Below are 26,595 nucleotides of genomic sequence, written 5' to 3' on the forward strand. Positions count from 1 at the left end.
CCTCAAATACAGACACATAGAGCGGGGGCGACAGCAAAATGACCCGGTCGCCATGTCTATCGAGAATGCCAAACATCAGTAGAGACTCCCAGATGGCAACATCATGCCGATTTTCTCTTGAAATAAAGGGTCTTGACCCCGTTCCACCAGCTGGTGCCCTGCAGATTGAGCGGCAACCCGATCAGCAGCAGATAGACCAGCGGCACCAGGAACATGCCGGGCCAGTGCGGCAGCCGGCCGCTGTCGATGGCAGAACGGGCGGCGCTGAGCAGCAGGAAGTAGGAGAGGTAGAGCAGGATGGCCGGCAACAGCTTGGCATAGCGGCCCTGACGGGGGTTGACCCGCGCCAGCGGCACCACCAGGAAGGTCAGCACCAGAATAGAGAGCGGCAGCGACAGGCGCCACTGCAGTTCGGCCATCAGCTGGTTGTCCTGGGTGCCCAGCAGCTCCATGGTCGGCTTGGCCGCCGCCTTGCGGTTGGAGCGCTCCATCTCCTGCTGGCGGATCACCAGGCTGTACTCGTCAAACTCGGAGATCTGGAACTGGCGGGTATTGAAGTGCCCCTCGTAGCGAGAACCATCCTTCAGGGTCAGCCACTGCAGGCCGTTGCTGTCGACCGTGACCACCCCTTCGGTCGCCACCACCACCGACGGCGGCTTGCCATCCTGGGAGCGCTGCAACACGAAGATTTTCTGCAGTTTGGAGCCCTTGTCGTTCAGGTCCTGGATGTAAGCCACCAGGCGCCCCTTGTCGAGCTCCATGAAACGGCCGGCCTGCAGGAAGGAGATACCCGGATCGGCCTTGAACTCGTCGATCACCTGATACTCGCGCTCCTTGGCCTGCGGGGCAATCCAGCCGGTATTGAAGGCGGCGACGGCCGCCGTCAGCAGGGCCAGTACCATGGCGCTGCGCATCACGAAACGGTGGCTGAAGCCTACCGCATGCATCACCGTCATCTCGCTTTCGGCGTAGAGGCGCCCGTGAGCGAACAAGATGGCCAAAAACAGGCTGATGGGCAGCATCAGCAGGGCCATGTTGGGCAGGTTGAGCAGCAGCAGGGTGGAGACCAGGCGCGTCGGCACCTCACCATCGGCGGCATCGCCGATGATCTGGATGAATTGCTGGCTGACGAAGATGAGCAGCAGCACGAATAATACCGCCAGCTGGGTTTTCAGGGTTTCCCTGAACAAATATCGGAAAACGATCACAGTCATTCCCAAGTAAACTTGTGTTTTTAGTCGAATGCCTGAAAAATAGGGCCGTATATTGGATTTTTACCAGTTTGAACTGCGGGGCCAGTGCCTGTTCGCTCCGCCTCTGATACCCCAACAAGCACCGCATTATTCAATAAAAGGTGCCTTTTGTCTTTAGGATGTAGGAGATTCCATGGAGTTCAGTGTAAAGAGTGGCAGTCCTGAGAAGCAACGCAGTGCCTGCGTCGTGGTCGGCGTATTCGAGCCGCGTCGCCTCTCTCCGGTTGCCGAACAGCTGGACAAGATCAGCGATGGCTACATCAGCTCGCTGCTGCGCCGTGGCGACCTGGAAGGGAAACCAGGCCAGATGCTGTTGCTGCATCAAGTACCGGGCGTGCTCAGCGAGCGCGTGCTGCTGGTCGGTTGCGGCAAGGAGCGGGAACTCGACGAACGCCAGTACAAGCAGATCATCAACAAGACCATCACCACCCTCAACGAAACCGGCTCCATGGAAGCGGTCTGCTTCCTGACCGAGCTGCACGTCAAGGGACGGGATACCTATTGGAAGGTGCGCCAGGCAGTGGAAACCACCAAGGCGGGCCTCTACAGTTTCGACCAGTTCAAGACCAACAAGGCCGAGCCGCGCCGTCCGCTGCGCAAGCTGGTATTCAACGTGCCGACGCGTCGGGAACTGACCATTGGTGAAAAAGCCATCGCCCACGGCCTGGCCGTGGCGAAAGGGGTGCGCGTCTGTCGCGACGTGGCCAACATGCCGCCCAATGTCTGCAATCCGGCCTATCTCGCCTCCCAGGCCCGTCGTCTGGCCGATGCGTTCGACAACATCACCACCAAGGTGATCGGCGAGCAGGAGATGGCCGAGCTCGGCATGAACTCCTACCTGGCGGTGGCCCGTGGCTCCGACAACGAAGCAATGATGGCCATCATCGAGTACAAGGGTCATCCGGATGCCAAGCCCATCGTGCTGGTCGGCAAGGGACTGACCTTCGACTCCGGCGGCATCTCCATCAAGCCGGCCGACGGCATGGACGAGATGAAGTACGACATGGGTGGCGCCGCCTCCGTGCTCGGTACCATGCACGCCCTGGCCCAGCTGCAGCTGCCCATCAACGTCATCGGCGTGCTGGCTGGCTGCGAGAACATGCCGGGTGGCAACGCCTATCGCCCGGGTGACATCCTCACCTCCATGTCCGGCCAGACCATCGAAGTGCTGAACACGGATGCGGAAGGCCGCCTGGTGCTGTGCGATGCGCTGACCTACGTGGATCGCTTTGATCCGGAAACCGTGATCGACGTGGCCACCCTGACCGGTGCCTGCATCATCGCCCTGGGTCACCACACCACGGGCCTCTTGGCCAACCACAACCCGCTGGCCCACGAGCTGCTCAATGCCTCCGAGCAGGCGGGTGATCGCGCCTGGCGTCTGCCGCTGTTCGACGAGTATCAGGAACAGCTGGAGAGTCCGTTTGCCGACATGGCCAACATAGGTGGTCGTCCGGCCGGTACCATCACCGCCGCCGCCTTCCTGTCACGCTTCACCAAGAAGTACAACTGGGCCCACCTGGATATCGCCGGGACTGCCTGGAAGAGTGGCAAGGAGAAGGGCTCCACCGGGCGTCCGGTGCCCCTGCTGACCCAGTTCCTGCTGAACCGGTCCGGGGTGGACATCGAAGAGAAGGAGTAATTTCCACACCTCGCCCGGCGATGCCATCGGGCGAGCGGAAGTTGCCCTGCACCACAAGGAAGAGGCCCGCCTCTTCCTTGTTTCATTGAGGGTGGGCAGGAATACCCCCTGCCCGTCCTTACCGGCGGTCAATTATCCGTCACCGCAAACGGGATCAACCTGATGAGCCAAGTGACCTTTTACCTGATGAGCGAACCGGATGACGCGCAGGCCTCTGCCGTCGAGCGACTCGCCTGCAGCCTTGCGGCCGAGTCGTGGGGGGCGGGCCATATCTACCTGCTGTGCGACGATGAGGCCCAGGCCCTGCGCCTCGACGAATTGTTGTGGCAGCTGCCGCCGGAGCGCTTCGTGCCGCACCAGTTGCAGGGGGAGAGCGGTCAGGCACCGGTGGAGATCGGTCACCAGCCGCCACGACGGCGCTACGCCCGCCTCATCAATCTAGCCAAACAGACACCTTTGTTTGCAGGACACTTCGCTCAAGTGGTAGATTTTGTCCCCACTGACGAAACGCAAAAGCAGCAAGCCCGCGAGCGCTACAAGCACTATCGCCAGGCAGGCCACGCCCTCGAGATGAGGGAGCAGCCCGTCCTTGCCGCACCGGATCCGGCGCAGCCCTGACTGCGCCGCCTGTGATCCACCACGAATCAACACCAGAATCCATCCATCCAGATTACGGCGAGACCATGGAAAAGACTTTTAATCACAACGCCATCGAACAGGCGCTCTACCAGCACTGGGAAGCTCAGGGCTACTTCAAGCCCCACGGCGACACCAGCAAAGACTCCTTCTGCATCATGATCCCGCCGCCGAACGTCACCGGCAGCCTGCACATGGGTCACGCCTTCCAGCAAACCCTGATGGATACCCTGATCCGCTACAACCGCATGCAGGGCAAGAACACCCTGTGGCAGGCGGGTACCGACCACGCCGGTATCGCCACCCAGATGGTGGTTGAGCGCAAGATCGCCGCAGAAGAGGGCAAGACCCGCCACGATTACGGCCGGGAAGCCTTCATCGACAAGATTTGGCAGTGGAAGGAAGAGTCCGGCGGCACCATCACCCGCCAGATGCGCCGTCTGGGCGACTCCGTGGATTGGGAGCGCGAGCGTTTCACTATGGATGAAGGCCTCTCGAGCGCCGTGCAGGAAGTGTTCGTCCGTCTCTACGAAGATGGCCTGATGTACCGCGGCAAGCGCCTGGTGAACTGGGATCCCAAGCTCAATACCGCCATCTCTGATCTGGAAGTGGAAAACCGCGAGATCAAGGGCCACATGTGGCACCTGCGCTACCCGCTGGCCAACGGCGCCAAGACCGCCGAAGGCCAGGATCACCTGATCGTCGCCACCACCCGTCCGGAAACCATGCTGGGTGATACCGCCGTCGCGGTGAACCCGGAAGACCCGCGCTACAAGGCGCTGATCGGTCAGCACATTCTGCTGCCGCTGGTGAACCGTCTGATCCCCATCGTCGCCGACGAGCACGCCGACATGGAGAAGGGCACCGGCTGCGTGAAGATCACCCCGGCCCACGACTTCAACGACAACGAAGTGGGCAAGCGCCACAACCTGCCGATGATCAACATCTTCACCCTGGACGCCCACGTGCGCGCCGAGGCCGAAGTGGTTGACTCCAACGGCAACCCCAGCACCGCCTATGACGCCACCCTGCCGACCGAGTTCGCCGGGATGGAGCGCTTTGCCGCCCGCAAGGCCATCGTCGCCAAGCTGGACGAACTGGGCCTGCTGGCCGAGATCAAGGATCACGTGTTGCAGCAGCCCTACGGCGATCGCGGCGGCGTGCCCATCGAGCCGATGCTGACCGACCAGTGGTACGTGCGCGTGGCCCCCATGGCCAAGACCGCCATCGAGGCGGTGGAAGATGGCCGTATCCAGTTCGTGCCGAAACAGTACGAAAACATGTACTTCTCCTGGATGCGCGACATTCAGGACTGGTGCGTCTCCCGTCAGCTGTGGTGGGGTCACCGCATCCCGGCCTGGTATGACGACGCCGGCAACGTCTACGTGGGTCGCAACGAGGATGAAGTGCGCGCCAAGCACAGCATCCCGTCCGTGACCGTGCTGCGTCAGGACGAAGACGTGCTCGACACCTGGTTCAGCTCCGCCCTGTGGACCTTCTCCACCCTGGGCTGGCCGAACAACACAGAGGCGCTCAAGACCTTCCACCCGACCGACGTGCTGATGAGCGGCTTCGACATCATCTTCTTCTGGATCGCCCGGATGATCATGATGACCATGCACTTCATCAAGGACGAAAACGGCCAGCCGCAAGTGCCGTTCAAGACCGTCTACATCACCGGCCTCATCCGTGATGAAGAGGGCCAGAAGATGTCCAAGTCCAAGGGCAACGTGCTGGATCCCCTCGACATGATCGACGGCATCAGCCTCGAGGACCTGCTGGAGAAGCGCACCGGCAACATGATGCAGCCGCAGATGGCCGAGAAGATCGGCAAGCGTACCGCCAAGCAGTTCCCGGAAGGGATCGAGGCCCACGGTACCGACGCCCTGCGCTTCACCCTGGCGGCGCTGGCCTCTACCGGTCGTGACATCAACTGGGACATGAAGCGCCTGGATGGCTACAACAACTTCTGCAACAAGCTGTGGAACGCCTCCCGCTATGTGCTGATGAACACCGAAGATCAGGATTGCGGTTTTGCCGGTGGCGAGATGCAGTTCAGTCTGGCGGATCGCTGGATCCAGTCCCAGCTGCAGGTGGCCATCCGTGACTTCCGTACAGCCCTCGATACCTACCGCTTCGATATCGCCGCTGGCGTGCTGTACGAATTTATCTGGAACCAGTTCTGTGACTGGTATCTGGAGCTGACCAAGCCGGTGCTGACCAAGGGTTCCGAGGCCGAGCAGCGCGCTGCCCGCCACACCCTCGTGACCGTGCTGGAAACCCTGCTGCGTCTGGCGCACCCGATCATCCCGTTCATCACCGAAACCATCTGGAAATCGGTCGCCCCGCTGGCCGGCGTGCACGCCGACACCATCATGATGCAGGCCTTCCCGGAGTTCGACGCCGCCAAGGTAGACGACGCCGCGATGGCGGATCAGGAGTGGGTGAAGGAGTTCATCGTCAGCATCCGCAACATCCGCGCCGAGATGAACGTAGCACCGAGCGTCCCGCTCAACGTGCTGCTCCAGTGCGATGCCAAGGATGCCGAGCGTGCCGCCGACAACGAGGCCTTCCTCAAGTCGCTGGCCCGTCTGGAATCCATCCGCGTGCTTGGCGAAGGTGAAACCGCGCCGCTGTCGGTGAAGAAGCTGATCGGTGCCACCGAGCTGCTGATCCCGATGGCCGGTCTCATCGACAAGGATGCCGAACTGGCCCGTCTGGCCAAAGAGGTAGCCCGTCTGGTGGGCGAGTGCGGCCGCATCGAAGGCAAGCTTGGCAACGAAGCCTTCGTCGCCAAGGCGCCGGAAGCGGTCATCGCCAAGGAGCGCGAGAAGCTGGAAGATTACCGCCTCCAGCTGACCAAGCTGGAAGCCCAGCAGGCCGAGATCGCCGCGCTGTAAGCCGGCATCCGCCTCGCAAAGCCCCCTCCTGCAGGGGGCTTTTTGTTGCCCGCCCACCACCATTCCCCCTCATTTCGCGCGTTGTCATGCAAAATTAGCAAGCCAAATCACCCGCTTTCACAAGCGCTGCGCCCCCAAATTCATTACACTGCCAGCGATCTTTCTACTAGGAGTGCTGCCGCAGTATGGAAATATTGATCCTGTTTGGATTGATTTTGCTCAATGGCGTTTTCGCCATGTCGGAAATCGCCATCGTCACCGCACGCAAGGCACGCCTCAGCAAGATGGTCAGCGAAGGGAGCCGCTCCGCCGCCATCGCGCTCAAGCTGAGCGAAGATCCCACCCATTTTCTCTCCGCGGTGCAGATCGGCATCACCAGTATCGGTCTGCTCAACGGTATCTATGGCGAATCCCTGCTGGCCCAGCCGCTGGCGCTCTGGCTGCAGGAGTGGGGCATGACCCCCAAGAGCAGCGGCCTCATCGCCACCGTGCTGGTCATAGTGGTGGTCACCTATCTCTCCATCGTCATCGGCGAACTGGTGCCCAAGCGGCTCGGCCAGATCAGTGCCGAGCGCATCGCCTGCCTGGTGGCCCGCCCCATGTTGTGGCTGGCCGCCCTTACCCGTCCCTTCGTCTGGCTGCTGTCTGCCTCCACCAAGGCCAGCCTGCGACTGCTGAGAGTCAGCCAGGATGCCAGCGCCAACGTGACCCAGGAGGAGATCCACGCCATGCTGGTGGAGGGTTCGGAAGCGGGGATCATCGAGGATCATGAGCACACCATGCTGCGCAACGTGTTCCGGCTCGACGAACGCAGCCTCTCCTCGCTGATGGTGCCGCGCAGCGACATCCGCTATCTCGACCTCGCTCTGCCGCTGGAGGTCAACCTGCAGCGGCTGGTGGAGTATCGCCACAGCTTCTTCCCGGTCTGCGACGGCAACCTGTCGGAACTGGTGGGCATCATCAACGTCAGCAAGGTGCTGCACGCCTATATCAAGGGTGAGCCCATCGATCTGGCGGCATTGACCCAGGATGGCAGCCTGCTGCCTGAGACCCTCAACGGCCTCGAGCTGCTCAACCACTTCCGCACCCACTCCGAGCACATGGTGCTGGTGGTGGACGAATATGGCGAGTTGCAGGGACTGGTCACCCAGCAGGATCTGCTGGAGACCCTGGCCGGCGACTTCCAGCAGGAAGATGGCGACGACAACTGGGCTTTTCAGCGTACCGACGGCAGCTGGCTGCTCGACGGCCTCATTCCGCTGCCGGAATTGAAGGACTGTCTGGGACTGGTTCGGCTACCGGAGGAAGAAAAACATCACTATCACACCCTCGGAGGGCTTATCATGCTGCTCCTTGGTCGTGTTCCCCAGACGGGAGACCTGGTCACCCTGGAACAGTGGCAACTGGAAATCGTTGACATGGATGGTTTACGCATCGACAAGGTGCTGGCCATGCCCTTGCTTGATCAACCCAGCTAACCTGCGGAGTTTGCAACTATGGAACAGTTTTACCAACTGGCCCACGCCTTTATGCATCAGGATCTGGTGACGCTATCCGATCCCAAGATGGCCTTCATGGTCTGCGGTGTGTTATTGACCTTTCTGGTGCTGGAGAACGGCTTCATTCCCACCGCCTTTCTGCCTGGCGATAGCCTGCTGATCCTGACCGGCGTGCTCATCTATCAGGACGTGCTCTCCCTCGGGGTGATCCCGCTGCTGATCCTGGCCACCTTCGTCGGCACCTGGCTCGGCTACATGCAGGGGCGTTTCCTGGGCCATACCCAGCTCTACCACCGGCTGCTGTCCCATGTGGAAGAGAAGCACCAGCAGAAGGTTTACTACCTGCTGGACAAATACGGCATCGTGACCCTGATCACCGCCCGCTACATCGCCTTCGTGCGCACCGCCTACCCCTATATCGTCGGTGCCACCGAACTGCCCCAGGGGCGCTTTCTCATCGTCAATCTGGTCAGCTCCATCATGTGGATCTGCCCGCTGGTGGGTTTCGGCTACTTCCTCAGTCACACCAAGCTGGCGGCCGAGTACCAGTCCCAGTTCCTCAGCATCATTCTCTGCCTGCCGATCGTGCTGCTGGTCGGCGGTTTGATTGCGCTGATCTGGCGCTGGCTCAGCAAACGCAAAGCCAGTGCACCACGGGATTGAGGCAAAGAGAGAGGGTCATCGCGAGATGGCCCTTTTTTTAGCGAAATAATGGTGATTTACCCGCTGGCACTCTTGTCAAGCGAGGGTAAAAATGAGTGAATCTAGCGCCTTTTTTTCGACGTGAATGGAGTCGGTAGTATGCGGTGTCGGGTTAGCGCTATGGCGCTGGTTTATGCATTGGTTGGACTGCTGGGACTGCCAGCAGCATTGGCTGCCCCCAACCCGGCCAAACTGCAGCTGCAATCGAGCAGCGCACTGGTGATGGATGTCAGAACGGGCAAGACCCTCTACCAGAAGAATCCCACCCAGGTGCGTCCCATCGCCTCCCTCACCAAGCTGATGACGGCTCTGGTGGTGCTGGATGCCCGCCAGGATCTCGGCCAGACCCTGACCATAGACCAGAACGACAGAGACGCCATCAAACACACCTATTCGCGGGTTCGCATGGGCACCCAGGTGACCCGCCGCGATGCCCTGCATCTGGCGTTGATGTCCTCTGAAAACCGCATGGCCTCGGCGCTTGCCCGCCACTACCCGGGGGGCCGTCCCGCCTTCATCCGAGCAATGAACAACAAGGCCAAGCAGCTGGGCATGCGCAACAGTCGCTTCTACGACTCCACCGGCCTGTCGACCCGCAACGTCTCCACCGCCCAGGATCTGGCCAAGCTCATCGCGGCGGCCTACCGCCAGCCGCTGATCCGCGAGTTCACCCAGGACACCAGCAAGGACATGCGCTTTCGCACGCCGGCCTACAGCCTGATGTTCAACAACACCAACCCGCTGGTGAAGAACCCGGATTGGGACGTGCGCCTCTCCAAGACCGGCTATACCGACGAAGCGGGCCGCTGCCTGCTGATGCGGGCCAAGCCGGACAATCAGGAGCTGGCCATAGTGCTGCTCAACTCGGTGGGCAAACGCACCCCCATCGGCGATGCCAACCGCATTCGCAAATGGCTGAAAAGCTGACCCCGGACTGCGGGGATGAAAAAGGATGCCGCGGCATCCTTTTTTATTGCCTGCAAACCGCCTCTGCCCGCCTCTGAGCGGGTTTATCAGCGGAAAGGGGCATGGGTTGACCGAGAACCAAGGGATGCACACAGGGCGCGATAACGGAAAGTCAGCGCAGTGGGCCGCAGGAGGCAGGGAGAGACGCCAATCGCCCGTCATACAGAGGTGGAAGTCCTTGTCACGGAACTCTGGGTTGCCGTGAGCGCGATCTTAGTAGCGAAGCCACAGAACTGAAGCGAAGAGGTGAAGAGGTGAAGAGGTGAAGAGGTGAAGAGGTGAAGAGGTGAAGAGACGAGTATCAAGCCACCCGGGTCGTATCCCATACCTGGAGCGGCCATATAAAAAAACAGCCCCGACCGAAGTCGGGGCTGTCTGTATGGTGCGCCCGAGAGGATTCGAACCTCTGACCACCTGGTTCGTAGCCAGGTACTCTATCCAGCTGAGCTACGGGCGCTCATCAACTTTTGGTACTGCTTTCAAAATGGTGCGCCCGAGAGGATTCGAACCTCTGACCACCTGGTTCGTAGCCAGGTACTCTATCCAGCTGAGCTACGGGCGCTCACAAACTTTTGGTATTGCTTTCAAAATGGTGCGCCCGAGAGGATTCGAACCTCTGACCACCTGGTTCGTAGCCAGGTACTCTATCCAGCTGAGCTACGGGCGCTCATAAACTTTTGATTTTGCTTTAAATGGTGCGCCCGAGAGGATTCGAACCTCTGACCACCTGGTTCGTAGCCAGGTACTCTATCCAGCTGAGCTACGGGCGCCCTGATTTAAAGCGATAAAAAAAGCTTACTCAACAGTAAGCCTTTTTCAGTTGTACCGGCTTGCTGATTGCCAGTACATGACTCATCGTGAGTCTAATATGGTGCGCCCGAGAGGATTCGAACCTCTGACCACCTGGTTCGTAGCCAGGTACTCTATCCAGCTGAGCTACGGGCGCAAATGGCGGAGAAGGGGGGATTCGAACCCCCGATGCGGGTATAAGCCGCATACTCCCTTAGCAGGGGAGCGCCTTCAGCCTCTCGGCCACCTCTCCGTTTGCGGGGCTGATAATACTTCACAGGGATTTTTAGTCAAACACTTTTTTGGAGAAAAAAGTGCGTTCGCTCAGCATTTGGCCAAAGCGTGGAATATTCAAGCAATATCGACACTTATCCCGCTCTTTCGCCCCCTGCAACGCCATTTTCAGCGCTCCGAAAAAACAAAAGGCGACACATGAGGTGTCGCCTTGTCACAGCCATTGATGCCGCTTAGAAGCCGGATTGACCCGGAACTTTCTCGGCCTGGATGCGCTGATAGATCTCTTCGCGGTGCACGGAAACTTCTTTCGGTGCGTTCACGCCGATACGAACCTGGTTGCCTTTCACGCCCAGCACGGTGACAGTCACTTCGTCACCAATCATCAGGGTTTCCCCTACACGACGAGTCAAAATAAGCATTCGCTTGCTCCTGTATCCTGTTTTGTATTTATATCGATATGCGACATTATCTTACAAAGATACCGATATGGTAAATGGTTGAAACTAAATCAATCAGGGATTGTTTCCCAAGGGCTGCTCATGAGGCTCCTGATCCAGCCCAAAAGCGGAGTGCAAGGCACGCACTGCCAGCTCCAGGTACTTCTCGTCAATCACCACGGATATCTTGATTTCAGAGGTGGAAATCAACTGCATGTTGATCCCCTCCTCGCCCAATACCTTGAACATGGTGCGGGCGACGCCAGGATGGTTCCACATCCCGACTCCGACGATGGAAACCTTGGCGATCTCACCGTTGCCCTGTACGCAGGCGGCCCCCAGCTCGCTGGCGGTCTCCTCCAGCAGGGCGCGCGCCCGGCGATAGTCATCGCGATTCACCGTAAAGGTGAAATCGGCGGTGCCATCGCCCAGCGTGTTCTGCACTATCATGTCGACATCAATGTTGGCGTCGCTGATCGGATTCAGGATCTGCGCTGCCACGGTGGGCCGGTCCGGCACACCCAGAATGGTCAGGCTGGCTTCGTTGCGATTGAACGCTATCCCGGATACCAGGGGAGCTTCCATCCTCTCACCTCCATATGTGATTAACGTTCCCTCTCCCTCGACAAAGCTCGACAGCACCCGCAGCGGCACGCGGTACTTGCCCGCGAACTCCACCGAACGGATCTGCAGCACCTTGGCGCCCAGGCTGGCCATCTCCAGCATCTCCTCGAAGGTGATGGTGTCGAGACGACGCGCCTTGGGCTCGATGCGCGGATCCGTGGTATAGACCCCGTCCACGTCGGTAAAGATCTGGCACTCATCGGCCTTGATGGCCGCCGCCACGGCGACCGCCGTGGTGTCGGAGCCACCGCGCCCCAGGGTGGTGATGGCATTGTGCTCGTCACGACCCTGGAAGCCCGCGATCACCACCACCTTGCCCGCGCCCAGTTCAGCCTGAACCCGGTCGGTGTCGATGTGGGTGATGCGCGCCTTGCCATAGGCGGAATCGGTGTGAATGCGAACCTGATCACCGGTCATCGAGACCGCGGGGCAACCGCGTTTGTTCAACGCGATGGCCAGCAGCGCTATGGTGACCTGTTCACCGGTGGAGACCAGTACATCCATCTCGCGCCGGTTGGCATCAGGATCCAGCTGCTGGGCCATGCCCAGCAACCGGTTGGTTTCGCCCGACATGGCGGAGACCACCACCACCACGTCATGTCCCTGGGCGCGGGTCTGTTCGACCCGCTCAGCTACCGCCTCGATCCGCTCCAGCGTGCCGACCGAGGTGCCGCCGTACTTCTGTACATAGAGTGCCACAGATCACCTCGCCCGATTACAGGCGCTCTTCCAGCCAGGAGTGTACGGATTGCAGGGCCGCCGGCACTGCCTCAGGCTGGGTACCACCCGCCTGGGCCATGTCGGGACGACCACCGCCCTTGCCACCCACCTGCTGGGCCACCAGATTGACCAGCTCACCGGCCTTGACCTTGCCGGTCAGGTCATTGGTGACGCCTGCGATCAGGTTGACCTTGCCCTCGCCGCTGGTGGCCAGCAGCACCACGCCGGACTTCATCTGGTTCTTCAGTTCGTCCAGCATGCCGCGCAGGGATTTCGGATCGGCCCCTTCCAACGCAGCAACCAGCACCTTTTGACCCTTGATCTCGATGACCTGACCCAGCAGGTCGTTACCGGCCTGGGCGGCCAGCTTGGCCTTGAGCTGCTCCAGCTCGCGTTCCATCATCTTGGCCTTGTCCAGCACCTGGCGAACCTTGTCAGCGATGCTGAACTGATCGCCCTTCACCAGCGCGGCAGCCTCTTCGATCTGCTCGCCGACCTGATGCATGAAGTCGATGGCGGCCTTGCCGGTTACCGCTTCGATACGGCGCACGCCGGCGGCGATGCCGCTCTCGGCGATGATCTTGAAGAAGCCGATGTCACCGGTGCGCTTGGCGTGGGTACCGCCGCACAGCTCGGTGGAGTAGTCGCCCATGCGCACCACGCGCACGTCGTCTTCGTATTTTTCACCGAACAGCGCCATGGCGCCGGCCGACTTGGCCTCTTCCAGGCCCATCAGCTGGGTGATGATTTCGTGGTTGGCGCGGATCTGGTTGTTGACCAGCTCCTCGACCCGGCGAATGGTCGCCATGGTCATCCCCTCGAAGTGGGAGAAGTCAAAGCGCATGCGCTCGGCACCCACCAGAGAGCCCTTCTGGGTCACGTGCTCGCCCAGCGCCTGACGCAGGGCCGCGTGCAGCAGGTGAGTCACCGAGTGGTTCAGGGCGATGGCCTGACGACGGTCGCCATCGACCACGGCCTCGACCTCGGCCCCTTTCTCCAGGGTGCCCAGCTCCATGTAGCCCTTGTGGATGATCGCCTTGCCCGCTTTAACGGTATCGGTCACGGCAAAGATGCCGTCGTCCACTTTCAGGGTGCCGCTGTCGCCGATCTGGCCGCCGGACTCGGCGTAGAAGGGGGTCTGCTCCAGCACGATGACAGCTTCGTCACCGGCGATAAGACCGCTCACCTCGTCCACGCCCTTGTAGATGCCGACCACACGGGTGCGCTCGGTCAGGGTCTTGTAACCGGTGAAGGGGGTCTCGAAGTCGAGCTTGAGCATCTCGTTGTAGTTCACGCCGAAGCTGGATGCTTCCTTGGCACGAGCACGCTGCTTCTCCATCTCGGCCTTGAAGCCCTCTTCGTCGATGCCGATCTCGCGCTCGCGCACCACGTCGGCAGTCAGGTCGGCCGGAAAGCCATAGGTGTCATACAGCTTGAACACCACTTCGCCCGGAATGACCTTGGCGTCACCCAGGTTGGCCAGGGCATCTTCCAGCAGCAGCAGACCGCGGTCCAGGGTGCGGACGAACTGCTCCTCTTCGATGCGCAGCACGCGCTCGACCAACGGCAGCTGGGCGATCAGCTCTTCGGCCACATCCTTCATCTGCACCGCCAGCTCGGCGGCCAGCTTGTAGAAGAAGACATCGGTGGCACCCAGCTTGCGACCGTGACGCACGGCGCGGCGGATGATGCGGCGCAGCACGTAGCCGCGACCTTCGTTGGACGGCATCACGCCATCTGCCACCAGGAAGGCACAGGAGCGGATGTGGTCCGCGATGACGCGCAGGGACTGGTTGCTCAGATCGGTGGTGCCGACAATCTCGGCCGCTTTCTTGATCAGCGCCTGGAAGATGTCGATCTCGTAGTTGGAGTGAACCCCCTGCATGATGGCGGAGATACGCTCCAGGCCCATGCCGGTATCCACAGACGGGCGCGGCAGCGGCTCCATGGTGCCGTCAGCCTGACGGTTGAACTGCATGAACACCACGTTCCAGATCTCGATGAAACGGTCGCCATCCTCTTCCGGTGAGCCAGGACGGCCGCCCCAGATGTGATCGCCGTGATCGTAGAAGATCTCGGTGCAGGGACCGCACGGACCGGTATCGCCCATGGCCCAGAAGTTGTCGGAGGCGTACGGGGCACCCTTGTTGTCACCGATGCGCACGATGCGATCGGCCGGTACACCGACCTCTTTTTCCCAGATGTCGAAGGCTTCATCGTCAGTCGCGTAGACGGTCACCAGCAGGCGCTCTTTCGGCAGTTGCAGCACCTCGGTCAGGAAGCCCCAGGCAAACTTGATGGCATCCTGCTTGAAGTAGTCGCCGAAGCTGAAGTTGCCCAGCATCTCGAAGAAGGTGTGGTGACGAGCGGTATAGCCGACGTTTTCCAGATCGTTGTGCTTACCACCGGCACGCACGCAACGCTGGGAGGTCGTCGCGCGGTTGTAGGCACGCTTGTCTGCGCCAAGGAACACGTCCTTGAACTGGTTCATACCCGCGTTGGTAAACAACAGGGTCGGGTCGTTATGCGGTACCAGCGAGCTGGAGGAGACAACCTGGTGCCCCTGGGAACGGAAATACTCGAGAAACGCAGCGCGTATCTCAGACGTGGACATATACATGGAAAATCCTGCTTGATTCGAATACGGACTTTTAACCGCATTAATGTAAGTTTTCTGCGGGGTAAAGTAAAACGGACAGGGCCGCCACGGGCGAAAAAGCGCACATAAACGGGCCGGAAAAGCGCCCCGCTGCCAACCGCGGCTTTTTTCACCATCAACAGGAGAAAAAGCGGCATGAAAAGAGGGTCAAGACAGGGAGAACCTGGCTTTCATCAATCTGAGCTGACAAGCCTATGAACAGGCAGGGAAAATCTTGCACAGGCGTCATAATGGCCTGGTCGGCAGATGGAAACCGGCGACCAGGCGCCGGCAAAGCGGAAATGAAGAGAGCGGGTGTACGGCGATGGGGCTCTCGTCTCTCGAGTCATCTCAAGATCCCAGCACAAACATCGCCGTTCTACTCCTCCCGCTCCTGCAGGGCAGAGATGGCGTAACGGGCCTGATCCTGGCTAAAGCCGCGCCCCAGCAGATACTTGAGCCACTTCATCCGCAGCTTGAAGTCGGCCAGGTCGGCTAGGTTGGCCCGTCGTTCCAACAGCTCGAGGGCGAGTTCGAACCAGTCCAGCTCGGGTTGCTCGAAGGCGGCATCGATCTGGCCATCGTCCAACCCCTTGCGGCGCAGGTCGAAACGGATCTTGAGCGGGCCATGCCCCTTGGCGGCACCCGCCCGTACCGCCATGGCACCATAGCGCTCGTCATTGACCCAGTTGTAACCGCGGCAATAGTCGACTACCGCCTCGATCACCTCTTCCTGATAGCCCTGCTGGCGCAGGCGTCTGGCCAGCTCCGACTTGGCACTCTCGCGACGGGCCAGACTGCGCATGGCGTAGGCACGGGCGGCCGCCAGCTGCTCTGCAAAGGTCGGCTCGGCGGGCTCAACCGGTTCGGTAACGGATTCATCGACCATAAATGACAAGGCCGGGTATCAACCCGGCCTTCCTTTCGCTCTTATTTGAACTCTTGTTCGTTTTCGGCTTCAAACTCGTCGTACTCGGCAGCGGAGGGCTTCTCCTCCACCGGCGCGGCACCGGAGAGCAGCAACTCGCGCAGTTTGGCTTCCACTTCGCCAGCCAGCGCCTTGTTCTCGGCGAACAGCTTCATGACGTTGGCCTTGCCCTGACCGATCTTCTCGCCGTTGTAGCTGTACCAGGCACCGGCCTTGTCGATCAGCTTGTGCTTGACGCCGAGATCCACCAGCTCGCCCTCTTTGGAGATGCCGGCACCGTAGAAGATCTGGAATTCGGCCTGCTTGAAGGGAGGAGCCACCTTGTTCTTCACTACCTTGACGCGGGTCTCGTTACCGACCACTTCGTCACCTTCCTTGATAGCGCCGGTACGGCGGATATCCAGACGCACGGAGGCGTAGAACTTGAGCGCGTTACCACCGGTAGTGGTCTCCGGGCTGCCGAACATGACGCCAATCTTCATCCGGATCTGGTTGATGAAGATGCACAGGCAGTTGGCGTTCTTGATGTTGGCGGTCAGCTTGCGCAGCGCCTGGGACATCAGACGAGCCTGCAGGCCAACGTGGGAGTCACCCATCTCGCCTTCGATTTCCGCTTTCGGAGTCAGGGCCGCCACGGAGTCGACGATGATGACGTCAACCGCGTTGGAGCGCACCAGCATGTCGCAGATCTCCAGCGCCTGTTCACCGGTATCCGGCTGGGAGATGAGCAGGTCGTCGACGTTGACGCCCAGCTTGGCAGCATAGATGGGGTCGAGTGCGTGCTCCGCATCGACGAAGGCACAGGTCTTGCCCTTCTTCTGGGCTTCGGCAATCACCTGTAGGGTCAGCGTGGTTTTACCGGAAGATTCCGGGCCGTAGATCTCGACGATACGACCGCACGGCAGACCACCGATCCCCAGCGCAACGTCCAGAGAGAGGGAGCCGGTGGAGATGGCTTCGATGTCCATGGTCTTGCTGTCGCCCAGACGCATGATGGAGCCTTTGCCAAACTGCTTTTCGATCTGACCCAGCGCAGCCGCCAGTGCCTTCTGTTTGTTCTGATCCATGCCAATCTCCGCTGGAAATCGTGAGTAAAAATGAAGTTGGGCTAAGTATACTGTCTATTCATACAGTATCAAGCCCAATTTATCTGAGCAGGGCCAACAGACCCGACAAGGCCTGTCTCACCGCCTGCTGGCGCACCTGCCGGCGGTCGCCGTCGAAGCGGGCAAGCAGGGAGTGATGACGTCCCGAGCTATCCGCCCAGGCAAACCAGACGGTACCGACCGGCTTGCCTTCGGTAGCGCCGCCGGGGCCGGCGATGCCGCTGATGGCCACACTGATGGAGGCAGACGAGTGGGCCAAGGCGCCGCGGGCCATCTCCAGCACTACCGCCTCGCTCACGGCGCCATGCCGCTCAAGGCTCTCGTCGCTCACCCCCAGCATCTGCTGCTTGGCCTCGTTGGTGTAGGTGACAAAGCCGCGATCAAACCAGCCGGAGCTGCCCGCGATGTCGGTGATGGCGCTCGCCACCCCGCCGCCGGTACAGGATTCGGCGGTGGCCGCCAGCCAGCCTCGCTGGCCAAGGGCTCGCCCCAGCTCGATGGCAAGGTGCTCTATCTCTGCGTCCAGTTTCATCGCGACTCCCTCTGATGCGTGCAAGAGGCACATTATGCGATCCCGCCGCCGCCTGCCGCAACTGAACGCCGCTCACCAGGCTGATGCTTCTGCCTACACGGAGGGTCGTGATCCCCGACCTCCCCCGCCACGCCGCTTATGTGTAGAATGGCGCCATCAAGCTCAAGGCTCATCACCGCAGACACAGGCCCGCAGAGGCCCCTTCTGGAATAGCACATGACCGCACAACACCAAGCCACCGGCGCCAACCTCAGCGCCCACACGCCCATGATGCAGCAGTATCTGACCCTCAAGGCAGAGAACCCGGAGATCCTGCTGTTCTACCGGATGGGCGACTTCTACGAGCTGTTCTATGACGATGCCCGCAAGGCCTCCCAGCTGCTCGACATCTCCCTGACCAAGCGTGGCCAGTCGGCCGGCAGCCCCATCCCCATGGCGGGTGTGCCCTATCACGCCATCGAAGGGTATCTGGCCAAGCTGGTGCAACTCGGCGAATCTGCCGCCATCTGTGAACAGGTGGGGGATCCCGCTACCAGCAAGGGGCCGGTGGAGCGCAAGGTCATTCGCATCATCACGCCAGGCACCGTCTCCGACGAGGCGCTGCTCAGCGAGCGGCAGGACAACCTGATCGCCGCCGTCTATCACGATGGCCGCCGCTTCGGCTATGGCACCATGGACATAGGCTCCGGCCGCTTCTTCATCAACCAGTTCGAGAAAGAAGAGACCCTGCTGGCGGAGCTGCAGCGCACCAACCCGGCCGAGCTGCTCTACCCCGAATCGTTCGCCTTCCTGCACCACGTCGAGGGTCGCCGCGGTCTGCGCCGCCGCCCGGAGTGGGAATTCGAGCTCGGCACCGCCCGCAAGCTCTTGTGCCAGCAGTTCGGCACCCAGGATCTGGTGGGCTTCGGGGTCGAACAGAGCGAGACCGCCCTGTGCGCCGCCGGCTGCCTGATGCAGTACGTGAAAGACACCCAGCGCACCGCCCTGCCCCATATTCGCAGCGTGCGCCTCGAGCAGCCGGATCATGCGGTCATCATGGACGCCGCCACCCGCCGCAATCTGGAGCTGACCCAGAATCTGGCCGGCGGCCACGACAACACCCTCTCCGCCGTGCTGGACTGCACCGCCACCCCCATGGGCAGCCGGCTGCTCAAGCGCTGGATCCACCAGCCGATCCGCGATCGGGTGATCCTCAAAGGCCGTCAGAGCACCCTCAAGGAGCTCATCGAGCAGAACCTTTACGATGAGCTGGGTGGATTGCTGCGCCAGGTCGGCGACGTGGAGCGGGTGCTGGCGCGCCTGGCCCTGCGCTCGGCCCGTCCGCGCGACCTCACCCGGCTGCGCCAGGCCTTTGCCCAACTGCCGGAACTGCAGCGCTTGCTTGCGGGCAGCGAGCACGAGGCCGTGCAACAGCTGCGCGAGCGGGCCAGTACCTTCCCCGAGCTGTTCGAGCTGCTGGAGCGCGCCGTGATGGAGGTGCCGCCGGTGCTCATTCGCGACGGCGGCGTCATCCGAGAAGGGTTCAACACCGATCTGGACGAGCTGCGGGACTTGGCCAACGGCGCCACCGCCAGCCTGGCCCGTATCGAGGAGCGCGAACGGCTGCTGACCGGCATCAACACCCTCAAGGTGGGTTACAACAAGGTGCACGGCTTCTATATCGAGGTGAGCCGAGCCAACAGCCATCTGGTGCCGGCCCACTACATCCGCCGCCAGACGCTGAAAAACAACGAGCGCTACATCATCGATGAGCTCAAGAAGTACGAGGACAAGGTACTCACCGCCCAGGCTCAGGCGCTGGCGCTGGAGAAACGCCTCTACGAGGAGCTGCTCGATGCCCTGCTGCCGCACCTCGGCGATCTGCAGGAGTCCGCTGCCGCGCTGGCGGAGCTGGACGTGCTGGCCAACCTGGCCGAGCGGGCCGAGACCCTGGACTACCGCTGCCCGACGCTCATCGACGAGGATCAGATCCTGATCGAGGCGGGCCGCCATCCGGTGGTGGAGCAGGTGATGACCGACCCCTTTATCGCCAACCCCATCCGGCTTGAGCGGGAGCGGCGGATGCTGATCATCACCGGCCCCAACATGGGCGGTAAATCGACCTACATGCGCCAGACTGCGCTCATCGTGCTGCTGGCCCATATCGGCGCCTTCGTGCCGGCCGACAGCGCCCGCATCGGCCCCATCGACCGCATCTTCACCCGCATCGGGGCGTCGGATGACCTGGCATCGGGAAGATCCACCTTTATGGTGGAGATGACCGAGACCGCCAACATCCTCAACAACGCCACCGCCCGCAGCCTGGTACTGATGGACGAGATCGGCCGCGGCACCAGCACCTACGACGGCCTCTCGCTGGCGTGGGCCTGCGCAGAACAGCTGGCGAGCAAGATTGGCGCCTACACCCTGTTTGCCACCCACTACTTCGAGCTGACCCGCTTGCCGGAGCTGATGAGCGGGCTCGCCAACGTCCACCTCGATGCGGTGGAGCACGGTGACACCATCGCCTTCATGCACGCGGTGCAGGAGGGGGCGGCCAGCCGCTCCTACGGCCTGCAGGTAGCGGCGCTGGCGGGGGTGCCGAAATCGGTGATCCAGCAGGCCCGTCACAAGCTGCACGAGCTGGAGAGCGCCACCCCGGTGGCCGCCGGCGAAGTGCGCCCGGCCCCGGTCGCCCTGCCGCCACAGAGCCACCCTGTAGTTGATGAGCTGGAAGCGGTGCGCCCGGACGAGCTGACCCCGCGCCAGGCGCTTGACCTGCTCTATCGCCTCAAGCAGATGCTGTAAACCGTCACCAACACAGCAATAAAAAGGGGAACCGTGAGGTTCCCCTTTTCGTTTTCATGGTTCGGCCTGTCGTCAGGCCGGCCCTATCCTGTCCATCAGGCTCATGTGGGTTGAGCCGTCGTGACGCTTGAGCTTCTGGCGATACTCGAACTGGTGCTGACTCTCCTGCTTGAGGCCCAGCATCAGGGAGTAGCACATGGCCAGCATGATCACCGAGAAGGGCAGCGCGGCTATGATGCTGGCGGCCTGCAGGGCGGCCAGTCCGCCGGAGACCAGCAGAATGGCGGCCACCAGCCCCTGACCCAGCCCCCAGACGGCGCGGTGCAGTACGGGGGGATCCTGATCACCGATGGAGAGCAGAGTCGTAATGACCAGGGTGCCCGAGTCGCTGGAGGTGATGAAGTAGGTGCAGATGAGCAGGGTCAGCACCCCCTTGGCGATCCAGCCGAAGGTCTCCCAGTGCAGCAGCTCCACCGTCTTGTAGAGCGCCAGGGTGACATCCTGATTGACCGCGGCCACCACGCCACCACTGCCGAACAGCTCCAGATTCATGGCAGTACCGCCGAACACGGTGAGCCAGAACATGCCGAGCAGGGAGGGCACCAGCAAGACACCGAGCACGAACTCGCGGATGGTGCGCCCCTTGGAGATGCGGGCGATGAACATGCCGACAAAGGGCGCCCACGCTATCCACCAGCCCCAGTAAAACGCGGTCCAGCTCGACTGCCAGGCCGAGGTGCCGTTGGCCTCGGTATTGGTCCAGAAGCTCAGCTTGACGATGTTCTGCAGGTAGTCACCTATGTTCTGCACATAGGCGTTGAGGATGTAGGTGGTCGGCCCCAGCACCAGGAAGAGGCCCAGCACGAACACGCTCAGCCAGATATTGAGCTCGGAGAGGATCTTCACCCCGCGTCCGACGCCGGAGACCGCCGACAGGGTGGCGATCAGGCTGATGCCGCCGATGAGCCAGAGCTGGTTCGCCTGCGATAGTTCCATGCCGAACATCTGGTTGAGGCCGGTATTCATCTGGGAGACCCCCAGGCCAAGGGAGGTCGCCACCCCGAACACGGTACCAAACACCGCCAGCACGTCGGCGGCGTGACCCCAGAAACCGTAGATGCGATCGCCGAGCAGCGGATAGAGCACGGAGCGGATGGCCAGCGGCAGCTTGCGCCGGTAGCTGAAGAAGGCGAGCGACAGGCCGACGATCACGTAGATGGCCCAGGGGTGCAGGCCCCAGTGGAAGAAGGTGAGACGCATGGCGATCTGGGCCGCTTCCGGGGTCATCCCTTCGGTGACGAAGGGGTTGCCCTGCAGGTGGTACATGGGCTCGGCGATGCTCCAGAACACCAGCCCTATCCCCATGCCGGCGCTGAACAACATGGCGAACCAGGCGAAGTAGCCGAATTCCGGTACCTGGTCGTCGTCACCCAGCCGGATGCTGCCGAAGCGGCTGAACATCAGATAGATGGCGAAGAACAGGAACAGGGCGACCACCAGGATGTAGTACCACTTGAACCCGGCAATGATCTTGTCCTTGGCCCCCACGAACCAGGTGGCGGCGGTTTCGGGGACGAACATCCCGAACAACAGGAACAGGGTGATGACGGTGAGCGCCGTCATGGCCATGGTCGGGTTGAGGCCTTTGAACAGCCCTTTGTTTGCTCTCATCTGGCCTCCTTAGTCGTTGTTGAAAAAGTCTTCACCCACGTGATCGCCGGCGCCGCCGATGGCTCGGTAGACCAGCTTGCCGGCCGTCTGCGCTCTGTGGTCCACCAGGCTGACGGACGGCTGACCGTTCACCGCGTGGCGCTTGCCGAGGAAGATGGCCATGGGCACGCCCAGGTTGGAGATGCCGCTGGTGATCCAGAGCCGGTTGAAGTCGTAGGAGCCGCCGATGAACTCCAGCTGGGCCAGCCCGGTATCGAGGCCGGTCAGGTAGAAGTTCATTGCGCTCTCGTCCGGGAAGAGGTGCACCAGCACATAGGCATAGCGCAATTCGTTCACCAACTCCTTTAGGTTGAAAGAACCAGTCTCACTGCAGGAGAGCGGCAACTCACCGTCGTAGTGATGGACCTTGAGGTTGTTGGGATCTTCGTCATAGGCGGGCTGGTAACGCACGAAAGCCGAGGTATCAGGCAGTTCATAGCGGACTCTGACCACTCGAAGGTCGGCCACCAGCGCTTTGATGTCCAGTTCGTCACTCATCATCTTGCTCCTCAAAACAGCAGGGAAAAATAGGGGGAAAGCTCGTTACCCTAACACAAAATAATTAGAGCAGAAAAGATTACAGTAAAAACCATATTGACCTTGTGACGAATTAGGCGGAGAATTTTGCGCCTCCCAATCACCCCTCGACGATTTCATACCCCATGGAAAAACATGATGAAGTGCTGGTCGCCCTGCGCCAGATCATTCGTGCCATCGACATGCACTCCAAGCGCTTGATCAAGGAGGCAGGCCTGACCTCGCCCCAGCTCTTGCTGCTCAAGGGGATCGACGAGCTGGGCCAGATCTCCATGCGTCAGCTGGCGGATCACACCAACATGAGCCAGGCCACCGCCACCACCATCATGGACCGCCTCGAGAGCCGCCAGCTGGTGCAACGCATCCGCAGCGAAACCGACAAGCGCAAGGTGCATGCGACACTGACTGACGCAGGCCGAGCCCTGCTGGCCCAGGCGCCGACCCCACTGCAGGAGCGCTTCATTCAGCGTTTTCAAGCACTTGAGACTTGGGAGCAGACCCTGCTGCTCTCCTCTTTGCAGCGTATCTCCACCATGATGAATGCCGACGAGATAGACGCGGCCCCGGTGCTGAGCGTCCGGCCCCTCACCGAAGAGCGGGCATAAAAAAAGCTCCCGAACGGGAGCTTTTTTTATGGGCCGAGGCGAGCGGGATCACTCTTCCAGGCTGATGCCGATATTGGAGACACCGTCCTGGGCGGCGAAGGCACGCACGGCCAGGATGCGGTCGCTGTCACGCTCGTGGGCCACCCGCTTGAGCAGCTCGACCTGGAACTCCAGCTCGGCCTCCATGTATTCGTGCTCGTAGAGCTCCTCGTCGGTGAGGTCGCGCTCTTCCAGCATCTCGATGAAACCGGCGACCGTACCGACCGACGCATGGCTGGCGTCGTTGGCCTCTTCCCCCACCCGGCAGATCACCGAGTTGTAGGCGCAGCCCAAGGCGACACAGGCATCCAGCGCCGGATAGGCGCCGTAGGATTCGAACTTGCTGGGTTCCGGAATGTAGACTTCGAACGCTTCCAGAATCGCCCCCAGATTGACCCGGGATCCTTTCACCGTCAGGTAGTTCCACATCTGATCCAGGGCGTGACGAAATGCCTTCGCATCCCCGAAACCGGAGGCCTGGGAAAACAGCGCATAGTTGGGGTACATGCGCTCTGCCAGCGCCAGGGTGTAGACCGTCTGTTGCCAAGGCTGTAGCTCGGCCAGTCGCTTATAAAACTTGTCACCAAACACTGGAGTCGGATCCTTTGCAAAATGTGGGGCAGATTGTAGCCCACGAGGGGCCGCGCGAAAACGAAAAAGCGGCCTGGTCGGCTATGTTGGCCGGTCAACTCGGGTAAGATGAAGGCAGAGCGGCCTCTCTCCCGCGCCGCAAATCTGATAAGGAACAAGAGTATGAGTCAACGTACCCTTCTTTTGCTCAGCCAGGACAATGCTCACTACGAGCGCCTGCTCAAGGCGGCCCACCTCCCTCATCTGCGCATTCTGAGAGCCGACAACCAGAGCGACGCCGAGAAAGTGATCGGCGAGGCCCACATCCTGATGGCCGAACCGGCGCGCGCCAAACCGCTGCTGGCCAAGGCCGGCAAACTCAGCTGGCTGCAATCCACCTACGCCGGGGTCGACGTGCTGCTGGATGCCAGCTGCCGCCGTGACTACCAGCTCACCAATGTGCGCGGCATCTTCGGCCCGCTGATGAGCGAGTACGTGTTCGGTCATCTGCTCAGCCTGATGCGCCAGATCCCCCTCTACCGGGAACAGCAGAAGCAGCGGCTGTGGCAGAGCCACCCCTATCACGGTCTCAAGGGACGCACCCTGCTGATCCTGGGCACCGGCAGCATAGGCCAGCACATCGCCCACACCGGCAAGCACTTCGGCATGAAGGTGCTCGGCGTCAGCCGCAGTGGCCGCGAACGGGCCGGTTTCGACCAGGTATATCAGCTGCCCGCCCTCAACAAGATGCTGGCGCAGGCGGACGTCATCGTCAGCGTGCTGCCCGCCACCCGCGAGACCCATCACCTCTTCACTGCCGCCCGTTTCGAGCACTGCAAGCCGGGCGCCATCCTGTTCAACGTGGGACGCGGCAACGCCATCCACGAGGGGGATCTGCTCACGGCACTGCGCACCGGCAAGCTGGGGATGGCGGTGCTGGATGTATTCGCGCAGGAGCCGCTGCCCGCCGACAGCCCGCTCTGGGGCCAGCCCAACCTCATCGTCACGCCGCACAACAGCGCCTACAGCTTCCCCGAAGACGTGGCCCAGATCTTCGTGCGCAACTACATCCGCTTCATCGACGGCCAGCCGCTGGACGGCAAGATCGACTTCGACAAGGGCTATTGATGGCCGTCAGCCAATAAAAAGGCCCCGCCAGCGTGGCGGGGCCTTTTTGTTTCGGCGAGAGAGGCATCAACCGGCCTCCATCTCCTTGCGATAGCTCTTCACCTTGGCGAGGAACTGACGCTTCTCCTTGCCGGAGAGCGGTTCCGCCATCGGCAGCTTGACCTTCATGGCATCCACCGGACGATTGTTGATCCGCACCTCGTAGTGCAGGTGAGCGCCGGTGGAGCGACCCGTGTTGCCGGAGAGGGCAATCTTGTCGCCCATCTTCACCTTCTGGCCCGGCTTGACCAGCAGCTTGCTCAGGTGCAGGTAACGGGTCATCAGGGTACGACCGTGCTTGATCACCACATAGGTGCCGGCCAGCGGGTGGCTGGTCGCCTTCAGTACCACACCGTCACCGGTTGCCATCACGGGGGTACCGACCGGCAGGGCAAAGTCGGTGCCCTCGTGAGGCCGCACCTGGCCGGTGATCGGGTGACGGCGATTCGGGTTGAAGCTGGAGCTGACCCGGTAGCGGCTGTGGGTCGGGTAACGGCGGAAACCGCGCTCCAGACTGTTGCCCTGCCCATCGTAGTAGTTGCCATCTTCGGACAGCCAGGCAGAGACGTTCTGACCCTGACTGAACACTTCCACCCCGAGCAGCTGGGTGTTGCCTGTGCTCTTGCCTTCGACCGTCTCCTGGCGCACCAGCACCTTGAACTTGTCGCCCTTTTTCAGATCCTTGGCGAAGTTGAGCCGCCACTGGAACAGGTTGGCAATTTTCTGGATATGGTTGGCCGGGATCCCCGCATTGCGGGCACTCACGTAGAAGCTGCCATTGATGACACCGTCATAGCTCTTCTTCTGCCACTCCACCTCTTCATTGAGCATGTTGGCGCTGTAGGTGTCGTCGGTACGCTCCAGCACCAAGGTCTGCTTGATATTCAGACGGATCTTCATCTGCTGCAGTATGTTGTCCTGATCGATCAGCAGCTCGATGGTCTGGCCCGGCTTGAGCCGTGCCAGATTGTTCTTGGTGTCGGCATCCAGCACCTTGTAGAGGGTGGTGGTGGAAAGACCCAGGTTGTTGAAGATGGTGGTCAGATTCTCGCCATTGCGAACCCGGTAATCCTGCCACTGGGGGGTGGCGTCGGCCGGGATGTCATCTTCCGGCGTCGCGGCTTCTACCAGCTCGTGATCCGGGATGTCGTTGAAGTCCGTATTGTCTTCGTTGGTTGCGGTGCCATTGGTGGCGATCGGCAACTCCAGTCGCAGCGGCCGCTCCAGGATGTCACCCGGGGCTGGCAATATGGCTACCGCCGACAGCGTCATGGCCGTCAGCAGTAGCATGGCGTAAAAGTGTTTGCGGGGAACCGGGGGTTCCCAATTGGCGGCCTGCGCTACCAAGGGACGGAGACGTTTCATCCGCTATCCTGTCATTAGATCCAAGGGTGTTAGTGGTCAGTCTGTTTGTTATGAAACCGTATAAAACTGATTGTTTGACCTAAATACTCACAATTAGTTCATAGCAATCTGCATGAACCTCACATTTTATGCATAACATTCCTTCATGGGCAGAAATGATCGTCTTTTTTAACCATTTTTTCCTATTTTTAAGAGCCGGGTCAGCT

General features: G+C 61.0%; 20 protein-coding genes and 6 tRNA genes. 9 read left to right on the forward strand and 17 right to left on the reverse strand.

Annotated elements, in window-relative coordinates; all coding sequences use genetic code 11:
- Window positions 1–101: 101 nt before the first annotated feature.
- Window positions 102–1,214, reverse strand: coding sequence for an LPS export ABC transporter permease LptF (lptF, locus tag I6L33_RS01055; protein WP_017765325.1), 1,113 nt, complete (start codon window positions 1,212–1,214; stop codon window positions 102–104).
- Between the two features lie 172 nt (window positions 1,215–1,386).
- Between lptF and pepA the strand changes: the two genes are divergently transcribed.
- The 6 genes from pepA (at window position 1,387) to pbpG (ending at window position 9,559) form a co-directional block, all read left to right on the forward strand.
- The gene (pepA, locus tag I6L33_RS01060) at window positions 1,387–2,895 is read left to right on the forward strand and encodes a leucyl aminopeptidase (RefSeq protein WP_005305141.1); all 1,509 of its coding nucleotides are present in this window, start codon (window positions 1,387–1,389) and stop codon (window positions 2,893–2,895) included.
- Window positions 2,896–3,057: 162 nt separating this feature from the next.
- The gene (locus tag I6L33_RS01065; RefSeq protein ID WP_017788136.1) at window positions 3,058–3,513 is read left to right on the forward strand and encodes a DNA polymerase III subunit chi; all 456 of its coding nucleotides are present in this window, start codon (window positions 3,058–3,060) and stop codon (window positions 3,511–3,513) included.
- A 65-nt stretch (window positions 3,514–3,578) separates the two neighbouring features.
- Complete coding sequence (locus I6L33_RS01070) at window positions 3,579–6,431, forward strand: valine--tRNA ligase (protein ID WP_216973416.1); 2,853 nt, start codon at window positions 3,579–3,581, stop codon at window positions 6,429–6,431.
- 185 nt (window positions 6,432–6,616) lie between these two features.
- On the forward strand, window positions 6,617–7,909 hold the full coding sequence (locus I6L33_RS01075; RefSeq protein WP_025201157.1) for a hemolysin family protein: 1,293 nt from the start codon (window positions 6,617–6,619) through the stop codon (window positions 7,907–7,909).
- Between the two features lie 18 nt (window positions 7,910–7,927).
- Complete coding sequence (locus I6L33_RS01080) at window positions 7,928–8,593, forward strand: DedA family protein (protein WP_005305157.1); 666 nt, start codon at window positions 7,928–7,930, stop codon at window positions 8,591–8,593.
- Between the two features lie 138 nt (window positions 8,594–8,731).
- Window positions 8,732–9,559, forward strand: a complete 828-nt coding sequence (pbpG, locus tag I6L33_RS01085; protein WP_005305161.1) for a D-alanyl-D-alanine endopeptidase — start codon at window positions 8,732–8,734, stop codon at window positions 9,557–9,559.
- Between the two features lie 419 nt (window positions 9,560–9,978).
- Here the strand turns inward: pbpG and I6L33_RS01090 are convergent.
- The 12 genes from I6L33_RS01090 to pncC form a co-directional block, all read right to left on the reverse strand.
- A tRNA-Arg gene (locus tag I6L33_RS01090) sits at window positions 9,979–10,055 on the reverse strand.
- A 28-nt stretch (window positions 10,056–10,083) separates the two neighbouring features.
- Window positions 10,084–10,160: transfer RNA gene (locus tag I6L33_RS01095), tRNA-Arg, on the reverse strand.
- Between the two features lie 28 nt (window positions 10,161–10,188).
- Window positions 10,189–10,265: transfer RNA gene (locus tag I6L33_RS01100), tRNA-Arg, on the reverse strand.
- A gap of 26 nt (window positions 10,266–10,291) precedes the next feature.
- Window positions 10,292–10,368 (reverse strand) — tRNA-Arg (locus I6L33_RS01105).
- Window positions 10,369–10,467: 99 nt separating this feature from the next.
- Window positions 10,468–10,544 (reverse strand) — tRNA-Arg (locus I6L33_RS01110).
- Between the two features lie 3 nt (window positions 10,545–10,547).
- Window positions 10,548–10,640 (reverse strand) — tRNA-Ser (locus tag I6L33_RS01115).
- A 214-nt stretch (window positions 10,641–10,854) separates the two neighbouring features.
- On the reverse strand, window positions 10,855–11,043 hold the full coding sequence (gene csrA / locus I6L33_RS01120; RefSeq protein WP_005305164.1) for a carbon storage regulator CsrA: 189 nt from the start codon (window positions 11,041–11,043) through the stop codon (window positions 10,855–10,857).
- A gap of 93 nt (window positions 11,044–11,136) precedes the next feature.
- Window positions 11,137–12,384, reverse strand: a complete 1,248-nt coding sequence (locus I6L33_RS01125; RefSeq protein ID WP_005305167.1) for an aspartate kinase — start codon at window positions 12,382–12,384, stop codon at window positions 11,137–11,139.
- Window positions 12,385–12,400: 16 nt separating this feature from the next.
- Complete coding sequence (gene alaS / locus I6L33_RS01130) at window positions 12,401–15,025, reverse strand: alanine--tRNA ligase (RefSeq protein ID WP_216973417.1); 2,625 nt, start codon at window positions 15,023–15,025, stop codon at window positions 12,401–12,403.
- Window positions 15,026–15,422: 397 nt separating this feature from the next.
- Window positions 15,423–15,932 carry a regulatory protein RecX gene (locus tag I6L33_RS01135; protein ID WP_216974092.1) on the reverse strand — a complete coding sequence of 170 codons (510 nt, stop codon included), beginning with the start codon at window positions 15,930–15,932 and terminating at the stop codon, window positions 15,423–15,425.
- Between the two features lie 41 nt (window positions 15,933–15,973).
- Window positions 15,974–17,038 carry a recombinase RecA gene (gene recA / locus I6L33_RS01140; RefSeq protein WP_216973418.1) on the reverse strand — a complete coding sequence of 355 codons (1,065 nt, stop codon included), beginning with the start codon at window positions 17,036–17,038 and terminating at the stop codon, window positions 15,974–15,976.
- A 79-nt stretch (window positions 17,039–17,117) separates the two neighbouring features.
- Window positions 17,118–17,609, reverse strand: a complete 492-nt coding sequence (pncC, locus tag I6L33_RS01145) for a nicotinamide-nucleotide amidase (protein ID WP_017778334.1) — start codon at window positions 17,607–17,609, stop codon at window positions 17,118–17,120.
- A 216-nt stretch (window positions 17,610–17,825) separates the two neighbouring features.
- On the opposite strand from pncC, the gene mutS reads away from it, so the two are divergent.
- Window positions 17,826–20,396: a DNA mismatch repair protein MutS gene (mutS, locus tag I6L33_RS01150; RefSeq protein WP_216973419.1), complete on the forward strand. Its 2,571-nt coding sequence runs from the start codon at window positions 17,826–17,828 to the stop codon at window positions 20,394–20,396.
- 72 nt (window positions 20,397–20,468) lie between these two features.
- On the opposite strand, the gene I6L33_RS01155 is transcribed toward mutS, so the two are convergent.
- Together I6L33_RS01155 and I6L33_RS01160 are read right to left on the reverse strand one after the other, a co-directional pair.
- Window positions 20,469–22,067 carry a BCCT family transporter gene (locus I6L33_RS01155; RefSeq protein ID WP_216973420.1) on the reverse strand — a complete coding sequence of 533 codons (1,599 nt, stop codon included), beginning with the start codon at window positions 22,065–22,067 and terminating at the stop codon, window positions 20,469–20,471.
- Window positions 22,068–22,076: 9 nt separating this feature from the next.
- Window positions 22,077–22,604, reverse strand: a complete 528-nt coding sequence (locus I6L33_RS01160; protein WP_017765335.1) for a hypothetical protein — start codon at window positions 22,602–22,604, stop codon at window positions 22,077–22,079.
- Window positions 22,605–22,768: 164 nt separating this feature from the next.
- Here I6L33_RS01160 and I6L33_RS01165 point away from each other — a divergent pair, with 164 nt between their 5' ends.
- A complete protein-coding gene (locus tag I6L33_RS01165; RefSeq protein ID WP_005305194.1) occupies window positions 22,769–23,248 on the forward strand; it encodes a MarR family winged helix-turn-helix transcriptional regulator in 480 nt (159 codons plus the stop codon).
- 48 nt (window positions 23,249–23,296) lie between these two features.
- Here I6L33_RS01165 and I6L33_RS01170 read toward each other — a convergent pair whose 3' ends face one another.
- A complete protein-coding gene (locus I6L33_RS01170; RefSeq protein WP_005305197.1) occupies window positions 23,297–23,878 on the reverse strand; it encodes a YjaG family protein in 582 nt (193 codons plus the stop codon).
- A 162-nt stretch (window positions 23,879–24,040) separates the two neighbouring features.
- Here I6L33_RS01170 and I6L33_RS01175 point away from each other — a divergent pair, with 162 nt between their 5' ends.
- The gene (locus I6L33_RS01175; protein WP_095591479.1) at window positions 24,041–24,985 is read left to right on the forward strand and encodes a D-2-hydroxyacid dehydrogenase; all 945 of its coding nucleotides are present in this window, start codon (window positions 24,041–24,043) and stop codon (window positions 24,983–24,985) included.
- 66 nt (window positions 24,986–25,051) lie between these two features.
- On the opposite strand, the gene mepM is transcribed toward I6L33_RS01175, so the two are convergent.
- Window positions 25,052–26,389, reverse strand: a complete 1,338-nt coding sequence (gene mepM, locus I6L33_RS01180; protein WP_005305203.1) for a murein DD-endopeptidase MepM — start codon at window positions 26,387–26,389, stop codon at window positions 25,052–25,054.
- Window positions 26,390–26,595 lie beyond the last annotated feature (206 nt).

This window comes from Aeromonas sp. FDAARGOS 1403 (assembly GCF_019047325.1).
Taxonomy (GTDB): domain Bacteria; phylum Pseudomonadota; class Gammaproteobacteria; order Enterobacterales; family Aeromonadaceae; genus Aeromonas; species Aeromonas dhakensis.